Consider the following 23,229-nt stretch of genomic DNA (forward strand, 5'->3'; position numbering starts at 1 on the left):
TGCTGGCCGATGCAGCCATCCCGTCGCAAGCAGCGCGACTTCTCGCACAGCCTGCTGCGCCGGGACGACGGCGAGTATGTTGCACGGTCTGTGAATCATGCGCTCGCATTCTCGCGGCATGTTTCGCCCGAGTTTTGCTTCTCGCTTCGCCCTCTCTTGAACAGGGCGCAGGGAAAGCCGGGTGCCGATTGCACCCATGGGCCCGGTGCAACAGAAAGCACCGGGGTAGGACCACAGGTGTAACCGGGAACTCCGGCTTTCCCTGCGCGATGGGTTACGGCTTATACGTGCTCCCCGGCGAGACCAGACTTGCTTGTCACCGCCATCAGCAAGGGGCGTAGCCTCTTGCTGATAGGACACCTGCCACTAGGGCGTCAGGCCTGCACGACTTCGCCGTCCGCCTCATGCGCACCCGTCTGTTGCGCAATCGGCGTCCACCGCATCCCACCGCGCGTTCGTGACGTGCGCTCGCCCCTCGATCGGGTGGGACAGGCAAATCTATATCATTGAGTTTTGCTTCTGGAAATCAGAAGCTTTTTTGCGCGAGGGCTTGATAGGTTTTGGCTGAGTTGCCCGTCGGGTTGATTTGTCGCAGGGGCCGCGTCCGCATCGCCCTTGATGTTTGAACTCAAAACGCCACCGCCTACTTTGACTCTGACTTCAGAAAGAGCCGTCTGTCGACTTGGACAGAGCCTCGTATGTCAGCAGTTCCTCAAGGCGTATCTCGAGGGCCGGCTTGACCACTGCAAGCGCGTCGCTGCCGGCCACGAACTGCTTCGGCGGATTGTCCATCCCAGCGATCTTGACCAAGACGTCGCCGAGCTTGGCGGGATCACCCTGCTGGGCGCCGTGATAGCCCGACCACATGTTTTCCGCGGTGCCTTCCGCGGCATAATCCTCGATCGTGCTGCCGGCATATTTGGCGTTGTGAGCATCGAGAAGGTCCGTCCGGAAGAAGCCGGGTTCGACCGTCACGATCTTGATCCCGAACGGCTCCACCTCGTGGGCCACCGACGCCGACAGGCCTTCGACGGCAAATTTTGTGGCGCTATAGGCCCCGCAATGCTTGAACCCGACGATACCCGCAAGGGAGCTGATGTTGATGATCCGGCCCGACCGCTGCTTCCGCATCACCGGAAGCACCGCGCGCATCATGTGCATCACCCCGTAGAAATTGGTCGAGATGAGCTGCTCGATTTCGGCGGAGCTCAACTCCTCGAAATTGCCGAGCAGGCTGTAGCCGGCATTGTTGACAAGAACGTCGATGCGCCCGAACGCAGCGATCGCCGCCTCAATTGCCGCTTTCGCCTGCGCCTCATTGGTGACGTCCAACTGGGCGAACGCAAGGTTCTCGCCTGCGACATCGCGCAGGGCATTGCGGACCTTGTCGAGACTGCGGCCAGTCGCGACCACCCGATTGCCTGCTTTCAGTGCCGCCCTGGCAGTCGCAGCGCCGATGCCGCTGCCTGCGCCTGTGATGAACCAGACCTTGCTCATGTTTAACTCCAGCTCTCGGTGTTGAAGGGCAGCCGTTAGATCGTTCGGTCAACCTGCTGCATCTGCAATTTATTCATACGGCCACAGCCCATCATCGATCGGTCCATTTCGGCCTCTGCGAAACAGATAGGGCTGGCGGCTGCTTTCGATTAGCCGCTATAATTCGCTTGGGCTTATGTGCACGGTGCATAAATGAAACGAGACGATCTGTACGACCTCGCAGCTTTTGCCGTCGTCGCGGAGCAAAGCAGCTTTACCCGCGCGGCTGCCGAACTCGGCATGTCCCAATCTGCTTTGAGCCACGCCATGAAATCTCTGGAGGAACGGCTCGGCGTGCGGTTGCTGTCGCGGACCACGCGCTCGGTGTCGACCACCGAAGCCGGCGAGACGTTACTTCGTTCGTTACGCCCTGCACTGGAGGACATCTCCTCCGGGGTGGATGCGGTCGGCGCTCTGCGCGGGAGACCGTCCGGTGTTGTCCGCCTCACTGCGACCAAGCATGCGGTCTCGACGGTCGTGATGCCTGTCTTGCCGCGCTTCTTGGCGTCGCATCCCGACATCCGGGTGGATATGATCGTCGACGACAATCTGACCGACATCGTCGCCGAACGCATCGACGCCGGTATCCGCTTCGGCGACATCGTCGAAAAGGATATGATCGCGGTCCGCATCGGACCGGATATCCGAATGGCCGTCGTCGGCGCGCCGTCGTATTTCGCGCATCATCCGGTGCCCCGAACGCCCCGCGAACTCTCGGGCCATCGCTGCATCAACTACCGGCACATCAGATCGGGCGGACTTTACGCCTGGGACTTTGAGGACAAGGGGCGGCCGTTCCAGGTTCGCGTCGAAGGCCCGCTCATGATCAACAACGCCGACCTGATCCGGGAAGCCGCCCTGGCGGGCCAAGGCATCGCGTATGTCTACGAGGACGAGGTGTTAGCCGATATCAAGGCCGGGCGGCTTAAGCGAATTCTGGAGAGGTGGTGTCCGACCTTTCCGGGCTACTATCTCTATCACCCCAGTCGGCGGCAAACGCCGCCCGCACTGGCTGCGTTCATCGCTGCGCTTCGTTACAAGCCGCAAGCTCCGTAGCGCGAGTGCCTCTGGCCTCCTTGGTTAGCGGCGTCTCTTTAAAGATCGAAATTCGTGGGCAGCATGACGACGTCGCGAATGGTCATACCGCGGGCCCGGGTCAGCATGAACATCACCACCTCGGCCACTTCGCTGGCCTCCAGCAGACTTCCCTGCTCCCTGGCCTCCTGCAGCTTCTCGGGCGGCCAGTCCGCGAGCAGCGCACTGATGACCGGTCCCGGCGAGATCGAGCCGACGCGAATGCCGTGCTTGAAGACCTGGCGTCGCACCGTCTGGACGAAGCAGTTGATCGCCCATTTGGACGACGCATAAACCGGCTCCCATGGCGTCGGAAAATGCGCCGCCAGCGAACTCGTGACGATGATATCGCCGGTCCGGCGCGCGATCATGTGAGGCAGCACGTCGTGCACATTTTTCATCACGACGTTGACATTGAGGTTCAGCATCCGGTCGATTGCCCCGGTATCGGCATCGATGAGGTCGCCGCCGACATAGGTCCCTGCATTGGCATGCAGGATGTCGAGCTGGCCGGCCGTCTCCAGCACCCTCGGCAACAGCGTCGCGCAGTCCTTGGGGTCGAGCAGGTCGATCACCAGCGGGATCACAGCGTCGCCGTGTTTGCTGCAGAGCGCCTTCAAGGCTCTCTCGTCGCGGTCGACCATCACGACGCGCGCGCCTGCCGCCAACATCGCCTCGGCGCTCGCCAATCCGATGCCCGACGCAGCCCCGGTCACTGCGGCAACCTTGCCTTCCAATTCTCTCGCCATCGGTCTCTACCTTGCTGGATCACAACAACATGCGCCGCACTATAGCAATCGCAAGCGGCGTTGTCGGGGCAAAGGCCGGCCCGCTTTTGGGCCTGATGACCCAGTTGGCTGAGCAGCTTTCTAGCTTGTGGCGGTTGGCTGGGTTTCGCCGGGATGCCGTCCTGCACGCTGCGGCAGCAGCAGGATGCAGCCGAGGATGAAGGCCGCGATGACAGCCGAGGCAATCGGGCGGCTGAGCGCCAGCCCGCCATGGTCGACCGGCTTGTCGAGGAAATCACCGACGGTCGCGCCAAGCGGTCGGGTTAGGATGAAAGCGGCCCAGAACAAGGTCACCCGCGAGATGTTGGTCCAGACATAGGCCGCGGCGAGGATGGCCAGTCCGGCCGCAAACACCAGCGCGCCGCCTTCGTAGCCAAGGCCCGTCGTGTCCGCCGCCCAATCTCCCAGCGCTGTTCCCAGGGTCTGGGAGAAGGTGATGGCGGCCCAATAGAAGGCCTCGACCCTCGGCCGGGTCACGGTCTCCACCGCAATCGACCCCTCGACAAGATACCAGAGAACCAGCGTCACCAGCAGCAGCGCAAGCAGCAGCGACGAACCTCCGGTATAGCCGATCCCCAAGGAACGGTCGGCAAAATCCGCCATCGTCGTGCCAAACGTCGTCGAGGCAACGACCGTCAGCCAATACAGCAACGGGTGGAAGCGCCTCGCAAGAATCTGCGCCACAACCAGGACGATGAGTGCGGCAAGGAAAATCGCCGTTCCGGTCAGGTAGCCCCAATCCAAGGTCATCGTCACGGTGTCCCCGCCGGTTTCTCCGAGCGTGGTGGCGGCGATCTTGATGATCCAGAAGACGAGGGTGACTTCGGGCACCTTGGTCAAAGTGTCACGCAGATCGTGGGATTTGAAAGCGGTCATGGCATCGCATCATGTTGTTGCGGGGAACGGGCGAGATTGCGTCAGGACTTTCCGGCGGGCTCCATCACCGACAAAAGCGCGCTGACAGCCTGCTTGCATGTGACGGCGTCCGGCGTTGCCGCACGCAGCGCTTCGAGCGCACGGTCGATCGCCTTGTCGACCGTGTGCCAGTCGGCGGCCGCGCGCGGCTTCAGGCCGGCTTCGGCGTCGTCCCACTGCACCTCGAGATCCTTGATCCTGGTTTTGGCGCCGGCCAGATCGCCCTTGTCGATCAACCCGGCGACGTCGACCACGATGGCGCGGAACGGCGAGAGGTCGCCGAGCTTCGAGGACATTGCGGCTTCGGCTGACGGCATGACCGAGACGCGGCCGTCCGCTTGCCGGTGCGGTTCGCCCGACATGAGGCTCAGCACGCCGATGGTGGACGCCAGGATCAGTCGTTTCATGTTCACTCTCCTCATAGCGGCCCGCGGCATCGCCGGGTATCTGGTCAAAAACGGTTGGAAGCAGACATCACTGCGCAGGATCAGCGCCTTCGCTGCGATCGCCCTCGAAGGTCACCCACGCGACGAGCGCGATGATCATGGTCAGGAAGGCAAGGCTGGTATTGATGGTGCCGAGGCCGACCCCGCCGTAATTTTGCGATTGCGACAACAGATCGCCGAGCGACGCGCCAAGCGGCCGGGTGAGAATATAGGCCAGCCAGAAGGTGAGGACCGGATTGGCGCCAAGCGTATGGAAGACCGCGACAAAGGCGATCAGGACGCCGAACACGACGAGGCCGAGCGCAAAGCCGAGGCCGAGCGCTTCGGTTGCCAGGTCTCCCGCGGCCGTACCAAGCGCAAAGGTCACAAGGACGGCGGCCCAGTAGAACAGCTCACGCCGCGTGGTTACGATGGTGCGGATCGACAGCGTGCGCTCGACCGCGAACCAGATCGTGAACGTTGCGGCCAATGTGCAGGCAAACACGGCCGTGCTGACGTAAAGGCTGATCTCCAGCCTATCGGTCAGGAGATCGGTGATTTGGGTGCCGACGGTGCTGACCAGGACCACCGTCAGCCAGTAAATCCAGGGAGTGTAGCCCCGGGTGCGCAGCTGCAAGGCCAGTGCGGCAAGCAGCAGGGACGCCATGCACGCCGTCGTCAGGTTTGCCCCGAGACCGACATGGACCGCGAGATAATCGGCACCGGTCTCGCCGACCGTCGTTGAGAGCACCTTGATGGCCCAGAAGATCAGGGTGACCTCCGGAACCTTGTTCAGCATCGGCGATGAGCGGACGGGTGACGTCGTGGACACGGCGTTCTCCTGACAGTCAGATGTTCCCAAGCGACGCCGAGATCATGGCCATAGCCGACTTAGGCGCGACTTAGACTGGTCCGCGACGTCGCCCTAAGTCTGCGCTAAGTCTGGCGCATAAGGGTTGGGCGGCCCGGTTCCGGCCGCGGATGAGGATCCAGGGATGCGCGTTCTGCTGATCGAAGATGACAGGATGATCGGCGCGGCCGTGCAACAGGCGCTGAAGGACGCAGCCTACGCGGTCGACTGGGTGACCGACGGCAAGACCGCCATCGATACGGCGGAAAGCGAAGCGTATGAGCTTGCGCTGCTCGATCTCGGGCTGCCGAAGGCCGACGGCCGTGAGGTGCTGCGGCGGCTGCGTGCGCTTGACCGCAGGCTGCCCGTCATCATCGTGACCGCGCGCGACAGCATCGACGACCGGATCGAGGGGCTCGATCTCGGTGCCGATGACTATCTGGTCAAGCCCTTCGAGATCCGCGAATTGCTGGCGCGAATGCGCGCCGTGCTCAGGCGCGATGGCAGCGGCGCCGCCCCGCTTCTGCACAATGGAAAGCTCAGTCTCGACCCGGCGACGCGCGAGGCGTCTTTTGCAGGCGAGAGCGCGCTTCTCACCGCGCGCGAGTTCGCGCTGCTGCAGGCGCTGTTGGCGCGGCCCGGAACGATCCTGGCGCGCAGCGAGCTCGAGCGGCAGATCTATGGTTGGAACGAGGAGGTCGAGAGCAACGCGATCGAGTTCCTGATCCACACCATCCGCAAGAAGCTCGGAGCGACCGCGATCCGCAACGTACGCGGGGTCGGCTGGATGGTGGATCGCACGTCATGATCAGGTCACTGCGCGGCCGCTTGTTCCTCGGGCTGACCGCAATCATCATCCTGACCGGCGCCACCGGCGGCCTGTTGGTCTACCGCTGGGCGTTCCGCGAGGCCGCGGAGCTACAGGACTCGGTCCTGATCCAGCTGGCGAGCCTGGCCCAGAATGGCAGCTTTTCCTCCGGCCAGCCTCTGTTGGGCGTTGAAGAGGACACTGACGTCTGGCTGATCGAGCTCGGAGCGACACCGCGTGGCCCGGCCGACGACCGTCAACTGTTCGGCCTGAAGGACGGCCTGCAGGTCGTCATGCGAAAGGGGCAGCCGATCCGTCTGCTGTTGCGGACGCGACCGGACGGCAGCCGGTTCGCCGTCGCGCAGCCGACCGCGGTTCGCGATGATACGGCACGCGAGATGGCGTTCCGCACGCTGCTGCCGATTTCCGCGCTGATTCCCTGCCTGATGCTGGTCACGGCGATCGTGGTCGCGCACTCCCTGCGGCCGATGGTCCGGCTGGCCGGCAATCTCGACGCAAGGCGCGCCGACGACCTCACTCCGCTGCCGCAGGCCGGCACACCGAGCGAGCTGCACCCCTTCATCCACTCCATCAACGGACTATTGGTGCGAGTAGGCCTGCTGGTGGATCAGCAGCGGCGGTTCGTCGCCGATGCCGCCCATGAATTGCGGACGCCGATCACCGCACTCAGCCTGCAGGCGGAGAACCTCGGATCGGTCGATCTTCCCGAGGAAGCACGCGGCCGCGTTGCCGCGCTCAAGCAGGGCATGCAGCGCACCAAGCATCTGCTTGAGCAATTGCTTGCGCTGGCACGGTATGAGGCGGCGCCGGCCGAGCGAGGCGAGATGCCGTTGATCGCGCTCGACAGTGCCGTCAAGCAAGTCGTCGCCGACCTGCTGCCGCAGGCGCTTGATCGTGGGATCGATCTCGGTTTCCAGCTTGTCGAGCCCCTCATGGTACGGGGCGAACCAGTGATGCTCGCGACGATGGTGCGCAATCTGCTCGACAACGCGCTGCGCCTGACGCCGCGCGCGGGACGCATCGACATCGGTATCTACAGGCAGGATGAGGCGGCGATCCTGCAGATCGAGGACACCGGCCCCGGCATCGCATCCCCGGACCTGGAGCGGATCTTCGAGCCGTTCTTTCGTGGCTCCAGCCCGGAGGGAGACGGAAGCGGTCTCGGCCTGTCGATCGTGAAGCGCGTCGTGGAGGGGCTCGCAGGCGAGATCGCGCTGGAAAACATTACCGAACCTGATCGCTCCGGGCTGCGCGTGACGGTTCGTCTGCCGCTTGCGGCCGATCGGCCAAACGAGGTTTCTGGTGCCGCGTAAGTGCAAGCGGCTTCGGCGGCTGACGTCGCGTGGCCGCGCGAACTGGATCGGCTTGCTGACGAGCCTTGGCCTGGTGCTTTCGCAGCCGGCCGCCGCCGGGCCGCCCTACGTGTCCGACGATCCCGAACCGACCGACACCGGTCATTTCGAGATCTACACTTTCAACACCGGAACAACGACGCACAGCGGCACGGCCGGTGAGAGCGGCATCGATTTCAATTATGGTGCAGCGCCCGACCTGCAACTCACGGCCACCCTGCCCGCGGGCTTTGAGCACATCGCCGGCGGCGGCACCAATATCGGCATGAGCAATGTCGAACTCGCGGCCAAATACCGCTTTCTGCATCAGGATGCGTTCGGCCTCGACGTCAGCATCTTCCCGCGCGTCTTCCTGCCCAGCGGCTCGACCGCAATCGGCGACAACCATGCGTCCGTATTGCTGCCGGTGTGGGTTCAGAAGGACTGGGGCGGCGGATGGTCTGCGTTCGGCGGCGGCGGATGCGTCTTCAGCGACATCCGCGCCGCGGATTTTTGCGAACTGGGTGCGGTCGTCACCTATCAGGTCCTGCCCAAGCTTCTGCTTGGCGCCGAACTTTTTCATCAGACTGCCGATGCACACGGCACACCGGCGACGACCAGCTTCGGCGTCGGCTGGCGGTACGATCTGGACGACAACTATCATCTGCTGGGTTACGTCAGGCGGGGCGTCGAGAATACGAATGAGACTGATCGCTACTCCTGGTACACGTCCATTCTGTTCACCTTTTGAATCAATGTCCGGGAAAGCAGAGTCTGACCAGCAGTCCTGGCGCGTTGTCGTGCAGCTCGATCCGCGCGCCATGCAGGCTCGCAACCGCGGCAACGAGGCTGAGGCCGAGGCCATTTCCCGGCGTGTAGCGGCTTCGCTCAAGCCGATAGAAGCGCTTGAAGACGTGGTCGTGCTGGTCGGCGGCAATGCCGGGACCGTCATCGGCAACCGCGATCACCGCGCCACCCTCGCCGTTGTCGCAGGTCACGGTCACGCGTCCCCCGGCGCGGCCGTGCTTGATGGCATTGTCGACGAGATTGCCGATCGCGTCGAACAGCAGATCGCGATCGCCGGTCATCAGCACCTCGGGATCGCCGGCGAGACCGAGGCGGGTCGCATCCTGCTCGGCCGCGGCGTCGTAGAGCTCGACCACCTCGCTTGCAATCTCGACGAGGTTGACGGTGTGAAACGCGTCCTTGCGGGCGTGGGTCTCGATGGCGGAAATCCGCGTGATCGATGCGAACATGCCGAGCACCGTATCGAGATCGGCAATGGTATCGCCGATCAGCGCCGCGTCGTTATCGCCGTTGCGCGGACCGTGATAGGCCTTCTCCAGCCGCCCGCGCATGCGGGTCAGCGGCGTGCGCAGGTCGTGCGCGATGTTGTCGCCGACCTGTTTCACATCCCCCATCAGGGTCTGAATGCGGTCCAGCATCAAATTGAGATTCTCGGCGACACGATCCCATTCGTCACGACTGCCGCGGAGCGGGATGCGCTGGTCGAGGCCGGACAGCATGATGGCGCGGCTGGTCGCATTGATGGATTCGATCCGGCCGACCGTACGCCGCGTCACCCCGATGCTCGCGCCGGCCGCGAGCATGAAGATCAGCACGATAACCGCGATCGCCGCCGCCCTGATCCGCGCGGTGAAGCCATCGAGATCGCTGATGTCGCTGCCGACCAGCAACCGGTCGCCGCGCGCCAACGTCTCGGTCACACCACGCACCAGCGGGTTGGCCGGGACTGATGACGGCACCGGCGAGCGGAACTCGCTCCATCCCTGCTCCGCGGCGCCGTCCGGCCACCGTGTGAGATTTCCGGCGAGCGCCACAGGTCCGGACCCGACCAGCAGGTAAACATGATCGGCAAAGCCCTTGTCCGCGACGCGCTGCCCGATCAGCGCGATCAGTGCGTCGCGTCCGGACCGCGTGTAAACGTCACGCAGGCCCGCCTGCTCGGCCATGATCGTGCGATCGGCACGGCTGCGCACATAGGAGGCCGTCGACCAGTAGACATAGGCGAAGATCGCCGAGGCGATCAGGCCGAAGGTGCCGATGGCGATCAGCGCCAGGCGGAACGTCGATGATCTGAGGGTCTTAGCCAGGAGCACGGAGGCAGTACCCGATGCCGCGGATGGTATGGATCAGCGGATATGCTTGCTGGTCGTCGACCTTGCGGCGCACGCGGCCGACATAGACATCGATGATGTTCGTCGAGGGATCGAAATGCAGATCCCAGACGTGCTGCAGCAACATCGCGCGCGACACCACGCGGCCTTCGTTGCGCGCGAGATATTCGAGCAGCTGGAACTCCTTCGGCAGCAGCGGAATCTTCCGGCTGCCGCGGCTCGCCGTCCGCGCGATCAGATCGACCGCGAGATCGCCGACCCGCAAAATGGTCTCCTTGGCGACGGTCTCGCTGCGCCGGCCCAGCGCCTCCAGGCGCGCCAGCAACTCGACGAAGGAGAATGGCTTGACCAGATAGTCGTCACCGCCGGCGCGCAAGCCCCGCACCCGATCATCGACCTCGCCGAGTGCGCTGATGATCAGGAACGGCACCGCGATGCCGTCGTCGCGCATCTGGCGCATCACGGCGATGCCGTCGATATCAGGCAGCATGCGATCGATCGTGATCACGGCATAATCGCGCGCCGCGCCGTGGCTCAGCGCCTCGCGGCCGTTTGATGCCAGATCGACGTCATAGCCGCTGGTGGTGAGCTGTTCGACGAGTTGGCCGGCAGTTTCCGGATCATCCTCGACGACCAGAATGCGGCGGTGGGCTCCGGTTATCATCTTGAACTCTCCGAACACCCCGACGGCCGCCACCAGACTATCCCATTCCGGGGCTGGATGGAAACGCCTGGCGGCGACCGCGACAACGGTGCGGCGTTAATACCAACCATCCCCGCACGCGTTGATCCACTGCCATCCGTAGGGCGTCGCTGTCCGGCGCCAGCAACCGTCGTAATAGCCGTCGTAGTACGCGCCGCCGGAGGCAAAGAAGCGGTGGTGGCGGAAGAAGCCGTGATGGTGCAAGCCATGCGGGCCGTGGAATCCGGCGCCGGCAAAGCGCTGTCCGAAGGCCGGTGCGCCCGCGAAACGCGGACCACCGACATGCGCGGCACCGAAATGTCCGCCGCCACCGACGGCGGCAAAGGCCATCCCGCCGCCGCCACGCATCCCGCCACCAAAGCCACCAGCATGCATGCCGCCGCCAAAGCCGCCGCCATGTCCACCGCCGCCGCCACCATGCCCGCCACCACCGCCGCCTCTGGCGAAGGCCGCCGGTGAAAGCGCGACGCCGGCGCCGATCATCGCCGCCAAGAGACAGGTGAAGAATTTGTTTGTCATCGATTGATCCTCCGTCACTGAACCGCGGCTTTGCCGCAGCAGACGCGGATCAGCAGACGCAAGGCAGAGGCTGCGTTCAACTGACAAATGCGCCAGATTCTGACACCGGATTTAGATTGGGTGAAGGATCGTTGATCCTGATACGTTTTCCCGGATCGGCATCACGCGACATTGATGCTGCGGCGTCATTGCGAGGAGCGAAGCGACGAAGCAATCCATCGTTCCGCATATGCGGAAGCATGATTGGTTCGCGGAGCCTGTCATCGGGCGCGCATTCGCGCGACCCGGTGGCTCGCAATGACGTGAGGAGAGTCCGTAGGGTGGGCAAAGCGAAGTGTGCCCGCCATCGCGAGCAGGCGCGTGATGGTGGGCACGGCGCTCTGCGCCTTTGCCCACCCTACGATATCTACGACGCCTGCCTACGTCGGCTTGCCGCGGCCGTTCTTCTCGGCGGCGCGGCGGAGCGCTTCGGCGAGTGCGCCGCCGCTGGACTGCTCAGTCGGTTTACGCGGAGCGGATGACGACATCTTGGCCGAACCGCGCGAATTGTCGCGCGACGGTGGCGCCGCGTCCTTCTTCGCTCCGACCTCGTCGTCGAGGCGCAGCGTCAGCGCGATGCGTTTGCGCGCGACCTCGACGTCGAGCACCTTCACCTTGACGATGTCGCCCGGCTTCACCACCTCGCGCGGGTCCTTGATGAAGGTCTTCGACATCGCGGAGATGTGCACGAGACCATCCTGGTGCACGCCGATGTCGACGAAGGCGCCGAACGCGGCGACGTTGGTCACGGTGCCCTCGAGGATCATGCCCTTCTTCAGATCCTTGACCTCCTCGACGCCCTCCTTGAACACCGCGGCCCTGAACGCCGGGCGCGGGTCGCGACCTGGCTTTTCCAACTCGCGCAGGATGTCGGTGACGGTCGGCAGACCAAAGGTTTCGTCGACGAAGCTTTGCGGCTTGAGCTGGCGCACCACATCGGAATTGCCGATCAGCGCCTTGATGTCGCTCTTGGTCGCCTCGAGGATGCGGCGCACCACCGGATAGGCTTCCGGATGCACGCCTGAGGTATCGAGCGGGTCCTCGCCATTGGTGATGCGCAGGAAGCCGGCGCATTGCTCGAATGCCTTGGGACCTAACCGCGGCACCTCCTTCAGCGCCTTGCGCGACTTGAACGGCCCATTTGTGTCGCGATGCTGCACGATGCTTTGCGCGAGCCCCTGCCCGATGCCCGACACCCGCGCCAGCAGCGGCACCGAGGCGGTGTTGGCATCGACGCCGACCGCGTTGACGCAGTCCTCGACCACGGTATCGAGCGAACGCGCCAGCTTGGCCTCGCCAAGGTCGTGCTGGTACTGGCCGACGCCGATCGCCTTGGGATCGATCTTCACCAGCTCGGCCAGAGGATCCTGCAGGCGGCGCGCGATCGACACCGCACCGCGGATGGTGACGTCGAGTTCCGGCAACTCCTCCGACGCAAACGCCGAGGCCGAATAGACCGACGCGCCGGCCTCGGAGACCACGATCTTGGTCATCTTCAAATGGGGCAGCCGCTGCACCAGTTCGGTCGCGAGCTTGTCGGTCTCGCGCGAGGCGGTGCCATTGCCGATCGCGATCAGCTCGACCCGATGCTCGACCGCGAGCTTGCCGAGCATCGCCAGCGCTTCGTCCCAGCGCCGTTGCGGCTCGTGCGGAAACACCGCTGTGTGCGCCAGCACCTTGCCGGTCGCGTCGACCACGGCGACCTTGACGCCGGTACGGAAGCCGGGATCGAGCCCCATGGTGGCGCGCGCGCCGGCCGGTGCCGCCAGCAGCAGGTCGCGCAGGTTCGAGGCGAACACGCGCACCGCTTCGGTCTCGGCCGCGGTCCACAGCCGCATCCGCAGGTCGATGTTGAGATGGATCTGGATTTTGGTGCGCCAGGCCCAGCGCACCGTCTCCATCAGCCACTTGTCGCCCTTGCGTCCCTGGTCGGAGACCGCAAAGCGGTTCATGATCCGCAGTTCATAGGCGCCCGGCACACCGGCCACCGGCTCCTGCGCCTCCGGCTTGATCGTGAGGTCTAGAATCTCTTCCTTCTCGCCACGGAACAGCGCCAGGATGCGGTGTGAGGGAAGTTTCGGCAGCCCCTGGCTGAAATCGAAATAGTCCTTGAACTTCTCGCCCTCGGTCTTCTTGCCCTTGCGCACCGTGGAAATGATCACGCCGTTCGACCACATCTCCTCGCGCAGCGCGCCGATCAAATCGGCGTCCTCGGCGAAGCGCTCGACCAGGATCGCGCGCGCGCCATCGAGCGCGGCGGCTACATCGGCGACTTCTTTCTCGGCATTGACGAAGGGGGCGGCGACCAGCTTCGGATCGTTCGCGGGCTGGGTCAGCAGCATCTCTGCCAGCGGCTCGAGGCCAGCCTCCTTGGCGATTTCCGCCTTGGTGCGGCGCTTCGGCTTGTACGGCAGATAGATGTCTTCGAGGCGGCCCTTGCTGTCGGCGGCCATGATCTGGGCTTCGAGCACGGCGTCGAGCTTGCCCTGCTCGCGGATCGAATCGAGGATGGCGGTGCGGCGTAACTCGAGCTCACGCAAATAAGTCAGCCGCTCTTCCAGCGTACGCAGTTGCGCGTCATCGAGCGCGCCGGTCAATTCCTTGCGGTATCGCGCGATGAACGGGACGGTCGCGCCGCCGTCGAGCAGCGTCACCGTCGCCTCGACCTGCTCGTCGCGAACCCCCAGCTCCTGCGCAATCTTCTGATGGATCTTTGCCACGCTCGTCTCTTTCAACAGTCGCGCCGCCGGACCTTCGGCTGTGCGGAGGTCGCTTATGGACCATCCCGGAATGATTCATCAAGGCGCGCTGTGGATCAAATTTGGCGTCCCGCAGGCGCTATCTGCAGGACGGATGCCTTCCGCGACTTGACAAATAGATGCGCGCCGCGTTGCCGCCGTAAATTGCTTCCTTTTCGTCCTTTCCGAGGCCCGCCAGCAAGGTCTCGCTGGCCGCGAACCATTTGGCATAGCCGCCGGCGAGATTGACCACCGGCCAGTCGCTGCCCCACAGCATGCGCTGCGGCCCGAACTGCGCAATCACATGATCAACCGCGTCTCGCAAGTCGCCGACCTGCCAGTCGGGCGCGGCCTCTGTCACCAGGCCCGACAGTTTGCAGACGATGTTGGGCCGCGCGGCGAGGCTGGCGATATCCTTTTTCCATTCCGCGATCTCGCCGGTCGCGAGATGCGGCTTGCTGAAATGGTCGAGCACGAATTGCAGGCCGGGATTGCGGTCGACCACCTGGACAAGCCTCGGCAAATGTCGCGGCAGCGTCAGCGCGTCGAACACCAGGCGATGCTGCGCCATGGCATCACACTGCTCGGCTAGCGCCGGGCGCAGCAGCCAGTCGTCATCGGCGATATCCTGCACCATCGGCCGGAGGCCCACGACAAGCTCGCGCGCCGCGATCGCGTCGATCCGCGCCACGGCATCGGCGGCATCGAAATCGATCCAGCCGACCACACCGCAGACGATCTCGGCACGCTCGGCGATATCGAGCATGAACGCCGTCTCCGCTTCGGTCGCCGCCGCCTGCACCAGGATCGTCCCCTCGATTCCGGCGGCAGCGAGATGCGGCATCAGGTCGGCGAGGCCGAAGTCGCGGTAGAGCGGCACGAGATCCGGCGTCAGCCAACCATAGTCGCCGCGCGCCACCGTCCAGACGTGATGATGCGAATCGATCCGCATCACGCCGGCACCGGCGCATCCGCGTCGAGCAGCCGCTCAGCCTTGAGGTCGCGCCAGAGCGCTGACGGCACCGGCGACGACAGCGCAGTGACGTTGCGTTCGACCTCCTGCGGCGTCTGCGCACCCAGCACGAGGCTTCCGACCGCCGGATGGCCCAGCGCGAAATGCAGCGCGGCGGTCGGTAACGCCACGTCATGCGCACGGCAGACGCGCTCGATCTGCGCCACCTTCTGCATGATGTCAGGCGGCGCATCCTTGTAATTGTATTTGGCGCCAGCGACGGCGCCGGTCGCCAGGATGCCGGAATTGAACACGCCGCCCAGCATCATCCCGATGTTCTGTTGTTGCGCGAGCGGCAGGAACTCGGCCAGCGCTGGCTGCTCCAGCAGCGAATAGCGCCCGGCGAGCAGCATGGTGTCGAACGTTCCGGCCTTGGCGAAGCGCACGCACATCTCGGCCTCGTTGACACCGATCCCGATACCCTTGACGACGCGCTCGGAGCGGAGTTTGTCGAGCGCGACATAAGCTCCGTCCATCGCCTCGCGAAACCGCGCCTCGATCGCATCTGCGCCATGGGTCCAGATGTCGACGTCGTGGATCAGCAAGAGCTCGATCCGGTCGGTGCCCAGCCGCAGCAGCGACTGCTCCACCGAACGCATCGTGCCGTCATAGGAATAATCGACCACCGCGCGGTGCGGTGCCCCGCCGACGAAATTCGAGCCGGAGCCGCGTTCGTGGAACGGATCCATCCAGCGCCCGACCTTGGTGCAGACGACAATCTCGTCGCGCGGCAGGCGGCGAAGCGCGGTGCCGGAGCGGTGCTCGGCGAGGCCATGCCCATAGAGCGGCGACGAATCCAGCAGGTTGACGCCGAGCGCAAACGCCCGCTCCGCCGCAGATATCGCGGTGGCGTCGTCCAGCAACCCGAACAGGTCGCCGAGCGGCGCGGTTCCGAAGCCGAGGACGGAGACATCGAGCCCGGTTCGTCCCAGCCTGCGACGTGGCAGGGCCGGAGTTGCTCGATCGGAGGATTGCTGTTGATTCATCGCCTGGCGCCTCGTCCGCAATTCTTCTTGCTTGTGGAGAGACTAAAGCCTTTTCCATTCCGATGCCAAGGGCCGCCCAAGGGCCCCTGTCCGCGCGCCAAAAATGATATCGCGGGTCTCATGCGGTGACCGCGGCCGCCCCTGCATCCCGGGACTGGCTGCGCACGACGGGATCGTGCCAGATGGCAACTCAACATAATCGGCAACACAATCATTCAGGGAAGTGCGCATGTCGGAGAAGGTCGCGGTCATCGGAATGGGGCAGATGGGATCAGGGATGGCGGGACGCCTCAGGGAGTCCGGCCTCGACGTCACTGGCTTCGATGTCAGCGTCGAGCAGCGTGCCCGCCTGACCAAGGACGGCTTTCAGATGACGTCGAGCATCGCGGAGGCCCTCGCCGGGCGGACGCTGGTGTTGACCAGCCTGCCTGATCCAAAGGCGGTGAACGAAGCCTGGCTCGGCGCCGACGGCATTGTGGCACACGCGGCCCCGGGCACTTTGTGCATCGAACTGAGCACCATCGACCCCCAGACGATGCGGCAGGTCGGCGCTGCCGCTGCCGCGCGCGGCATTGCCGTGGTCGATTGCCCGGTTAGCGGCAGCCCCAACGAAGCCCGCGCCGGCAGACTGGTCCTGATCGTCGGCGGCGAGCAGACCGACGTGGCGCGCGCCGAACCTGTGCTCAAGCTGCTCGGCGCCGACTGGAAATACACCGGCCCGGTCGGCACGGCGAAGGTCGTCAAGATCGTCAACAACATGATGTCGATGGGCAACGTGCTGGTCGCCGCCGAAGCATTTGCGCTCGGCGTGGCCGCAGGCGTCGAGCCGGACAAACTGTACGACGTATTGTCGGTTAGCGGCGGACGTTCCCATCATTTCACCAAGCGCTTTCCGAACGCGCTCAAGGGTGACTTCGCGCCGGGATTCAAGATGGAGCTCGGCGAGAAGGATCTGGCGCTCGGGATCGAGCTCGGGCGCGTGACCCACATGCCGACACCCTCGGCGTCGACGACCCGCGAACTCTATGCGCTCGCACTGGCCGAAGGATTTCGCGGCCAGGACATCGTCGCCCTGCTCGCGATGTACCAGAACTGGGCCAAGCCGGCCTGATCGCAAGAGTACCAGCCGACGTCTCTGATCTATCCGGCTGCCGGCGCCTCGAGATGGGCGAGCAACTTTCGCGTTGCCTGCACCAGCTGCTGCCGCTCCCGCGGGTTCAAAACGGCGAGCAGCTCTCGTTCGCGTCCGAGGTGCTCGCCGACAACCGCATCGACCAGTTGCAGCCCGCTCGCCGTGAGCTCGATCCGCAAGCCGCGACGGTCCTCGGGATCGGGCAACCTCCGCAACAGGCCGCGTGACTCAAGGACGTCCAGGCGGGTCGTCATGGTGCCGGTTGCGACCAGCAGCGACGACGCGATCTGCGTGGGGGAGAGCAAATGCGGCGGTCCGGCCCGTCGCAGCGTGAACAGCACATCGGCTTCGCCGACGCTCAGCTGATGTTCGGCCGCGTGAGCGGCAAGGCGTTCCCCGATCAGCCGCGCCACGTGCAGCAAGCGCGCCACCACCGCCATGGCTTCGACATCCTCCAGGTCCGGCCGGACGACACGCCATTGCGACACCAACTGATCCAAATGGTCTTGGTGTTTGTCGGTCATCGCGGCACCGGCACGAACTCCCACGAAGTGAATGGCGCCACACAAATACCGCAATAAACCCGTTCAATGAATTACTTTTTACAAAGCTACTTTTTCACAAGTTACTCTTAGAAGAGCTAAAAGAATGACGATATCTCAATCACTTAAACTCACCCCGCATGAGTCGGTTACGGTCCGCGAGCACAATCCCGGCCAGCTCGTGGTCGAAGCGGTATACACTCGGGGTGGACGATCGCCGCCGGTGCATCTGCATCCCGAGCAGGACGAGCGCTTCGAGATCATGGCGGGACGGCTTCGCGTCGACGTCGACGGACAGGAACGCGAGCTCGGTCCCGGGGCCATATTCGTGATCCCACGCGGCACGCCCCACAAAATGTGGAACGTGGGCGACGAGCCCGTGCGCGCCATTTGGACGACAATTCCTGCCGGGCGAACCCACGAGTGGTTCACTGCGCTCGACCGGCTGCAGCGCGAGGGACGCGTCAATCGCGATGGAATGCCGCCGTTGCTCGTGATGGGCATCTATTTGACGACCTACCGAGATGTGTTCCGCCTCGCCGGCCCGCAATGGCTGCTCCGCCCCGTGCTGGCGACGTTGGCGATGATCGGCCGTTGGCGCGGCTACGAGGTGCCGTCGCCCGGCCGCGGCGTCGAGAGCTCCGCACAACCCGGTTCTTGATCTTCGTCACCGCACGTTCAAACAGAAGCCTTTCGCGACCAGGCTCCGACAAATGTCGGAAGGGCAAAGACGCCCTTTGATGCGACGACTTCCGCGCGCAGCCGCTCGGCAAAGCTGTCGATGGCAACGTCCTCTTCGGTTGCGACGCCAAGCTTGACGATGTGAGGCAAATTGCTGCGCAATCCACTCGCCATATAGTCGTAGCCGTCGAAGTCAGCGCCTCCACCCGCCGGGGCAAACAGGCTCATGCGTGGCTCGCGAAGACCGGCCGAGGCAAAAACGCCGTGCAGGGACAATCCCATTCGATTGTTCAGACCCGCCCGCTGAAACATCTCCTTCACGTAGCCCCACGCCTGCGACAGCAACGGGGACGGCGGAACGGCGATTGGACCGTCGCCCCAGTCGAGGTCCTGAAACGCCACGATACCACCCGGCTTGAGGTGGTCGAGCAATTGTCGAACCATGGCCGAGGGATCCGGCAGATAGATCAGAACGAGCCGGCCGACGATCGCATCGAAATCCCGATCCAGTTCCATCGCGTTGATGTCGCCGACGCGGAATGAAACCTGACTGAGGCCCAGCAAGCGAGCAGCACTCGTGGCCTCCGCGACGATGACGGGATTGCTGTCAACGCCAACGACCCGGCCGCGTTCGCCGACCAGGCCTGCCGCAATGAAGGACACGTTCCCTGCCCCGCTTCCGATGTCGAGGACCTTCATGCCATCAGAGAGTCCGGCGTCCTTGAGGAGTTGCGATGTGGAGGCATCGTAGAGCTGCGACTGCCGCTTGAGCCTGTCGGTCTCCGCGGTGGAGCGGCCCATCACGTAGTTCGGATCGTACCCGGACGTATCTTGCATAGATGCACTCTGCCTTCGTTTCACCCACCACATCAGCGCGTGATCTTCCTGAACTTGTCCGTGAGACCGTCGAGATAGCCGACCCAGGTTGCGTTGATCGGCTGCTCGTGGACCAGCGCATGAAACCGGATCATGATGCAGATCAGGAACAGCGGCTGGATGAAAGCTGAGCGCAACGTCATCGCCAGCAGCGCCGCGACCAGAATGGTGACCAGTACGCCGTAGTCCCGGATCGCTTCCGGCAACACCATCGTCAGAAAGCCGGCGGGGACCAGCAGCAGCAGGCACAGCAGGATGCTCAGGCTCCGCTCGACGACAACCATCCAGATCGATGTCGTCAGGATCGGCTTGGCGTTCTGGCAGTAATAGACCAGGCCGTCCTGAACATTTCGCCGGGGATCGTCGCCGCCACGCGCCAGGTCATAGGACAGCACCACCTTGTCCAGATAGCGCGTCGCCGCGGACAGAATGGTGTTGACCAGACCGACGATGGTGCTGACACCTGGGGTCGGCAGCCATTCGCCGAGCGTATCCAGTCCGTTGTGAAAGGCTCTTAGGACACTCCGAACAAGCACGCTGATTCCGAACAGCGCCGCAACCTCGCCGAACCTGGCCATGACAATCCGGCGGCCATAGGCGAACTGCCCCTCATTGCCGTCACCAATGCGGCCTCGCGTGATCAACTCCGTCAGCACGGCAACATGGCCGCAGGCAATCATGTGCAGCACATAGCGCAGGATGGCTCCCCAGATCCATCCGCCAGCGAGGAGAACGCCAAGCAACCAGCAGACGCCGAACATCGTGGCGACGTGCGCACCAAGCCAGACCGCGCCCCCGACGCCGATCCCGATCCAGACAACGCACGCGACCGCGAACGCCAGCAGGACGCCCCATCGCGCAAGCGCGTAGGGCAGCGTCTCGACCAGCAGCCTGAACGCGGTTGCCAGACCATGATCATGGACCAGCAACGGATATGAGTGGGCGGCTCCCTGGGATTGCCACCCGGCCGAACCCTCGCCGCTTCGGCCGCCGTCATTGGCCACACTCATCTGAGACATTGCTTTCTCTCTCGTTGCCTGACCGAGAACCTATTGCGGGATCAGCTCGACGCGCCGGTTCTTGGCGCGGCCCTCGTCGGTGACATTGCTGGCGATCGGCGCGAGCGGACCGGCGCCATGGCCCTTCAGCCGCGCTGCGTTGATCCCGTAGGTCGTGACGAGATCGGCCGCCACGGCGTCGGCCCGCGCCTGCGACAGCTGCATGTTGGAATCGAATCCGCCGACATTGTCGGTGTGGCCGACCAGATAGACCTTGCGCGCGGGATCCTGCTTCAGGAAGGAAGCGATCTCGTCGAGCGCGGGCCGCGAGTCCGGCTTCAGCTGCGACTTGTTGAAATCGAACAGGATGCCGGACAGGATCACCTGACCTGATGTATCCAGCCGCTTGGCGATTTCGGTGGCCGAGACCGGGACCATGCCGTTCTTCAGCTCACCGGTCTGAATTGCATCCAGCCGCACCACGACCTGGCCTTTCTCAACCGTGACCATCGGGTTGTAGCCGTCGTCGTACTCCACGATGTAAAGCGCGATGTAGGTCTTCGCTGCGCCGTCTTCCTTTACCGCGGCGAGATAACGCGACTGGTCCGGGCTGTAGCCCACGATCTGGCCGCCCGGCCCCATGCTCTCAAAGAAGCTGCCCTGCGACACGCCGAAGGCAGGGCCCTTCGCCTCATAGAGCACGCGATATCCGGCCGACGGCAGATAGTCCTTGTAGCTGCGGAACACCTCCGCCGAGGACGCGCCTTTCGGGACCGTGTACAGCAATTGCGTGAGCCGTCCCTCGAGATCTTGCTTCGCCTCGATCTCGGCCTCGTTGGTGTGGGAGTCGAAGCCGGTGATCTTGCCGGTCGGCAGCGTGTACTCGGCGAAATTCCTGGAATCGCACAGCGCGATCGCGGAATTCTGGAAGCGCATCATGCCATCGAAATCGCGGCAGCCGGCCTTGTCCGCCGCAGCAGCTCGTTGCGCGGTGAAAGCCAGCAGCGCTGCGGCGGCAAGCGATACGGCGGTGTGAACGAATTTGCGTCGATTCGGAATCATCGGGCTTTCCGGTTGGTTGCTGGTCATCATTGAAACGGTGGTCCGGTTGCCTCACGCGACGGGCACCACAGTGCCAACACCTCGGGGCTGGAAGAGGTCGTTGGCGCTGTGAGCCGGCGCGGCCGCGCCCGGGCAGCCGCTGTAACGATCCGGGAGGAGGACCGATGCAGCGGCATGCGATTACTGGCTTGCCGGCAGCTCCGCGTAGTTGCCGTCCTTGTCCCGCCGGTACACGACGTAGTCGATGAGGGTGATGTCGCCCTTCGGCGTGTAGGTGATGTTGCCGAGCACGGTGTCCCAGTTTCCGGCCTTGATCGTCGCTGCGACCTTCCTGGCGTCCGTGGTCTTGGCGCGGGCGACCGCCTCGCTCCAGATCTGGAACGCGGCATAGCTGTAGAGCGTGTAGCCGTCGGGATCGATGCCCTTGTCCTTGAACTTCTTGATGATCGCCGCCGCGGCCACCTTCTTGCGCGGATCAGGTGCAAAGGTGAACAGCGAACCCTCGGCGAGCGGACCTGATATCGCCGCGAATTGCTTGTCGACCAAGGCATCGCCGCCCATCAGCACGGCATTGACCCCCTGGTCGCGCATCTGCCGCAGGATCAATGCTGCTTCGGCGTAGTAGCCGCCGACATAGACCAGATCGATCTGTTCCTTCTTGAACCTGGACACCAGCGCGGTGAAGTCCTTGTCGCCCTTGTTGTAAGCTTCATAGAGCTTCTCCTTCACGCCTGCCGTGTTGATGGCGCTGCGGGTCTCGTCGGCGAGGCCTTTGCCGTAGGTCGTCTTGTCGTGGATCACAGCGACGTTCTTGGTCTTGTAGTTCTTGATGATGTAGGCGGCTGCGACCATGCCCTGCTGGTCATCCCGGCCGCAGACCCGGAACGTGTTCCACAACCGGCGTTCGGTGAATTGCGGGTTGGTCGAGCCCGGAGTGATCTGCAGCACATTGCCCTCGGCATAGGCGTCGGAGGCGGGAATCGACGCCGACGAACAAAAGTGTCCGGCAACGAAAGGAATCTTCATGCCTGCCATCTTTTGTGCGACCGACACCGCCTGCTTCGGATCGCACGCGTCGTCGCCAATTTCCAGTTTCAGCTTCTGGCCGAGCAAGCCACCCTTGGCGTTGATCTCGGCCACGGCCAATTCGGCACCATTCTTGAACTGCTGGCCGAAGCTCGCCTCCGAACCGGTCATCGGTCCGACCACGGCAACACTGATATCCTGGGCGAGAGCCGCGCCTGATAGCGCGAGGCTCATGCCAAACACGAGAAAGTATCGTTGCAGCGAAAACGTCATCCTGTTCTCCTTGAAGGGTCTCGACCGCCTCAATGCGTGGCGACCGGTGACTCGTTCCGAACGGCACGATCATCCGGCGGCCGCCTTTTAGGCGCGTCGCGGATGCGAGGCTCGGACTGAGGCGACAGTGAATTGGACAAATGCGACATATGCCGACGATTTGAGGCCGTGCAATCGCGCGTGGGCGATTATGGCCGCGTCAATGGCTGGGACTGTTCCGGCTTGACGTCGGCTCCGACCGGCGCCTCCGGCTCGACGGCGCCTTTCAGCTCGACCTCGTAATAGCCGCCGACCTTGATGGCTCCCCATTGCGTCGTAACAGCCAGATTGATCCTCTGCTGCGTCGGCAGATCCGCATCGGTGTGCCGGCGGCCGAAATCACCTTCGGACACAACCTCGATATGGGACAAGTGAACGCCATCCGCGTTCCAGAAGTCGAAGTTGATGTGTTGTCGCATCGGATTGCCGAACAGCCCCATCTCCTTGAAAGCGAGTTCGACATCGACATGGCCCGGCCCTGCCATGAACGTATAATACTGGCCGGGGACATCGTTGGTGATGTCAGCGCGATTGACGCCCAACCCGAGCACCGTCGGATGATGCGGATCGGTGGATTGTGCCGCCGACCGGGCGGCAAACCCGCCGACACACAGAACAAGCACCATCCCGCGCAAGACAATCGTCCAGGACCGCTTCAAAACCGCCTCCATGCGCTGGCGCTTGAGCTCCGCTCCGATGGAATCGGAGCGGAGCTCT

At 63.9% G+C, this 23,229-nt stretch carries 23 protein-coding genes; 6 read left to right on the forward strand and 17 right to left on the reverse strand.

Translation table 11 applies throughout. From position 1 onward, the window contains the following. Positions 1 to 660: 660 nt before the first annotated feature. Positions 661 to 1,497, reverse strand: coding sequence for an SDR family NAD(P)-dependent oxidoreductase (locus UP10_RS12965; protein ID WP_044587731.1), 837 nt, complete (start codon positions 1,495 to 1,497; stop codon positions 661 to 663). Positions 1,498 to 1,689: 192 nt separating this feature from the next. Between UP10_RS12965 and UP10_RS12970 the strand changes: the two genes are divergently transcribed. Further along, positions 1,690 to 2,592 carry a LysR family transcriptional regulator gene (locus tag UP10_RS12970; protein WP_044587732.1) on the forward strand — a complete coding sequence of 301 codons (903 nt, stop codon included), beginning with the start codon at positions 1,690 to 1,692 and terminating at the stop codon, positions 2,590 to 2,592. Positions 2,593 to 2,630: 38 nt separating this feature from the next. On the opposite strand, the gene UP10_RS12975 is transcribed toward UP10_RS12970, so the two are convergent. The 4 genes from UP10_RS12975 to UP10_RS12990 form a co-directional block, all read right to left on the reverse strand. Beyond that, entirely contained in the window at positions 2,631 to 3,359 is a 729-nt protein-coding gene (locus tag UP10_RS12975; protein ID WP_044587733.1) for an SDR family oxidoreductase, read from the reverse strand. A 120-nt stretch (positions 3,360 to 3,479) separates the two neighbouring features. Then, on the reverse strand, positions 3,480 to 4,274 hold the full coding sequence (locus tag UP10_RS12980; RefSeq protein WP_044587734.1) for a COG4705 family protein: 795 nt from the start codon (positions 4,272 to 4,274) through the stop codon (positions 3,480 to 3,482). A 41-nt stretch (positions 4,275 to 4,315) separates the two neighbouring features. Beyond that, on the reverse strand, positions 4,316 to 4,720 hold the full coding sequence (locus tag UP10_RS12985; RefSeq protein WP_245321724.1) for a hypothetical protein: 405 nt from the start codon (positions 4,718 to 4,720) through the stop codon (positions 4,316 to 4,318). Positions 4,721 to 4,787: 67 nt separating this feature from the next. Beyond that, entirely contained in the window at positions 4,788 to 5,537 is a 750-nt protein-coding gene (locus UP10_RS12990) for a COG4705 family protein (RefSeq protein ID WP_044587736.1), read from the reverse strand. Between the two features lie 196 nt (positions 5,538 to 5,733). On the opposite strand from UP10_RS12990, the gene UP10_RS12995 reads away from it, so the two are divergent. The 3 genes from UP10_RS12995 to UP10_RS13005 all read left to right on the forward strand — a co-directional run bounded on the left by UP10_RS12995 (position 5,734) and on the right by UP10_RS13005 (position 8,499). Beyond that, positions 5,734 to 6,396 (forward strand): response regulator transcription factor, encoded by a 663-nt coding sequence (locus UP10_RS12995; protein WP_044587737.1) that lies wholly within the window; start codon positions 5,734 to 5,736, stop codon positions 6,394 to 6,396. Next, positions 6,393 to 7,730 (forward strand): ATP-binding protein, encoded by a 1,338-nt coding sequence (locus UP10_RS13000; protein ID WP_044587738.1) that lies wholly within the window; start codon positions 6,393 to 6,395, stop codon positions 7,728 to 7,730. Before UP10_RS12995 ends, UP10_RS13000 begins: the two co-directional genes overlap by 4 nt. A 109-nt stretch (positions 7,731 to 7,839) precedes the next feature. After that, a complete protein-coding gene (locus tag UP10_RS13005; protein ID WP_245321725.1) occupies positions 7,840 to 8,499 on the forward strand; it encodes a hypothetical protein in 660 nt (219 codons plus the stop codon). Between the two features lies 1 nt (position 8,500). Here the strand turns inward: UP10_RS13005 and UP10_RS13010 are convergent, their stop codons facing one another. From UP10_RS13010 to UP10_RS13035, 6 genes are all read right to left on the reverse strand, one after another. Then, positions 8,501 to 9,868, reverse strand: a complete 1,368-nt coding sequence (locus UP10_RS13010; RefSeq protein ID WP_044587739.1) for a sensor histidine kinase — start codon at positions 9,866 to 9,868, stop codon at positions 8,501 to 8,503. Continuing rightward, positions 9,855 to 10,547, reverse strand: a complete 693-nt coding sequence (locus UP10_RS13015) for a response regulator transcription factor (protein WP_082077096.1) — start codon at positions 10,545 to 10,547, stop codon at positions 9,855 to 9,857. The genes UP10_RS13010 and UP10_RS13015 overlap by 14 nt, the downstream gene beginning before the upstream one ends. Before the next feature lie 99 nt (positions 10,548 to 10,646). Further along, a complete protein-coding gene (locus UP10_RS13020) occupies positions 10,647 to 11,108 on the reverse strand; it encodes a hypothetical protein (RefSeq protein WP_044587740.1) in 462 nt (153 codons plus the stop codon). A gap of 419 nt (positions 11,109 to 11,527) precedes the next feature. Next, entirely contained in the window at positions 11,528 to 13,867 is a 2,340-nt protein-coding gene (locus tag UP10_RS13025) for a Tex family protein (protein WP_044587741.1), read from the reverse strand. Positions 13,868 to 13,985: 118 nt separating this feature from the next. Beyond that, positions 13,986 to 14,837: an amidohydrolase family protein gene (locus UP10_RS13030; protein WP_245321726.1), complete on the reverse strand. Its 852-nt coding sequence runs from the start codon at positions 14,835 to 14,837 to the stop codon at positions 13,986 to 13,988. Then, entirely contained in the window at positions 14,837 to 15,883 is a 1,047-nt protein-coding gene (locus UP10_RS13035; protein WP_044587743.1) for an aldo/keto reductase, read from the reverse strand. The genes UP10_RS13030 and UP10_RS13035 overlap by 1 nt, the downstream gene beginning before the upstream one ends. Positions 15,884 to 16,112: 229 nt before the next feature. Here UP10_RS13035 and UP10_RS13040 point away from each other — a divergent pair, with 229 nt between their 5' ends. Beyond that, a complete protein-coding gene (locus UP10_RS13040) occupies positions 16,113 to 16,994 on the forward strand; it encodes an NAD(P)-dependent oxidoreductase (protein WP_044587744.1) in 882 nt (293 codons plus the stop codon). Between the two features lie 29 nt (positions 16,995 to 17,023). On the opposite strand, the gene UP10_RS13045 is transcribed toward UP10_RS13040, so the two are convergent. Beyond that, positions 17,024 to 17,539 carry a MarR family winged helix-turn-helix transcriptional regulator gene (locus tag UP10_RS13045; RefSeq protein WP_044587745.1) on the reverse strand — a complete coding sequence of 172 codons (516 nt, stop codon included), beginning with the start codon at positions 17,537 to 17,539 and terminating at the stop codon, positions 17,024 to 17,026. 124 nt (positions 17,540 to 17,663) lie between these two features. On the opposite strand from UP10_RS13045, the gene UP10_RS13050 reads away from it, so the two are divergent. Next, positions 17,664 to 18,218, forward strand: coding sequence for a cupin domain-containing protein (locus UP10_RS13050; RefSeq protein ID WP_082077078.1), 555 nt, complete (start codon positions 17,664 to 17,666; stop codon positions 18,216 to 18,218). Positions 18,219 to 18,235: 17 nt separating this feature from the next. Here the strand turns inward: UP10_RS13050 and UP10_RS13055 are convergent, their stop codons facing one another. The 5 genes from UP10_RS13055 to UP10_RS13075 all read right to left on the reverse strand — a co-directional run bounded on the left by UP10_RS13055 (position 18,236) and on the right by UP10_RS13075 (position 23,171). After that, complete coding sequence (locus tag UP10_RS13055; RefSeq protein ID WP_044587746.1) at positions 18,236 to 19,075, reverse strand: class I SAM-dependent methyltransferase; 840 nt, start codon at positions 19,073 to 19,075, stop codon at positions 18,236 to 18,238. Positions 19,076 to 19,107: 32 nt separating this feature from the next. After that, complete coding sequence (locus UP10_RS13060; RefSeq protein WP_156179856.1) at positions 19,108 to 20,133, reverse strand: hypothetical protein; 1,026 nt, start codon at positions 20,131 to 20,133, stop codon at positions 19,108 to 19,110. A 30-nt stretch (positions 20,134 to 20,163) separates the two neighbouring features. Continuing rightward, positions 20,164 to 21,174 (reverse strand): OmpA family protein, encoded by a 1,011-nt coding sequence (locus UP10_RS13065; RefSeq protein ID WP_197086794.1) that lies wholly within the window; start codon positions 21,172 to 21,174, stop codon positions 20,164 to 20,166. A 180-nt stretch (positions 21,175 to 21,354) separates the two neighbouring features. Beyond that, positions 21,355 to 22,473 (reverse strand): branched-chain amino acid ABC transporter substrate-binding protein, encoded by a 1,119-nt coding sequence (locus UP10_RS13070; RefSeq protein WP_044587749.1) that lies wholly within the window; start codon positions 22,471 to 22,473, stop codon positions 21,355 to 21,357. Between the two features lie 188 nt (positions 22,474 to 22,661). Continuing rightward, the gene (locus UP10_RS13075) at positions 22,662 to 23,171 is read right to left on the reverse strand and encodes a hypothetical protein (protein WP_156179859.1); all 510 of its coding nucleotides are present in this window, start codon (positions 23,169 to 23,171) and stop codon (positions 22,662 to 22,664) included. Positions 23,172 to 23,229 lie beyond the last annotated feature (58 nt).

This window comes from Bradyrhizobium sp. LTSPM299, assembly GCF_000938235.1.
Classification (GTDB): domain Bacteria; phylum Pseudomonadota; class Alphaproteobacteria; order Rhizobiales; family Xanthobacteraceae; genus Bradyrhizobium.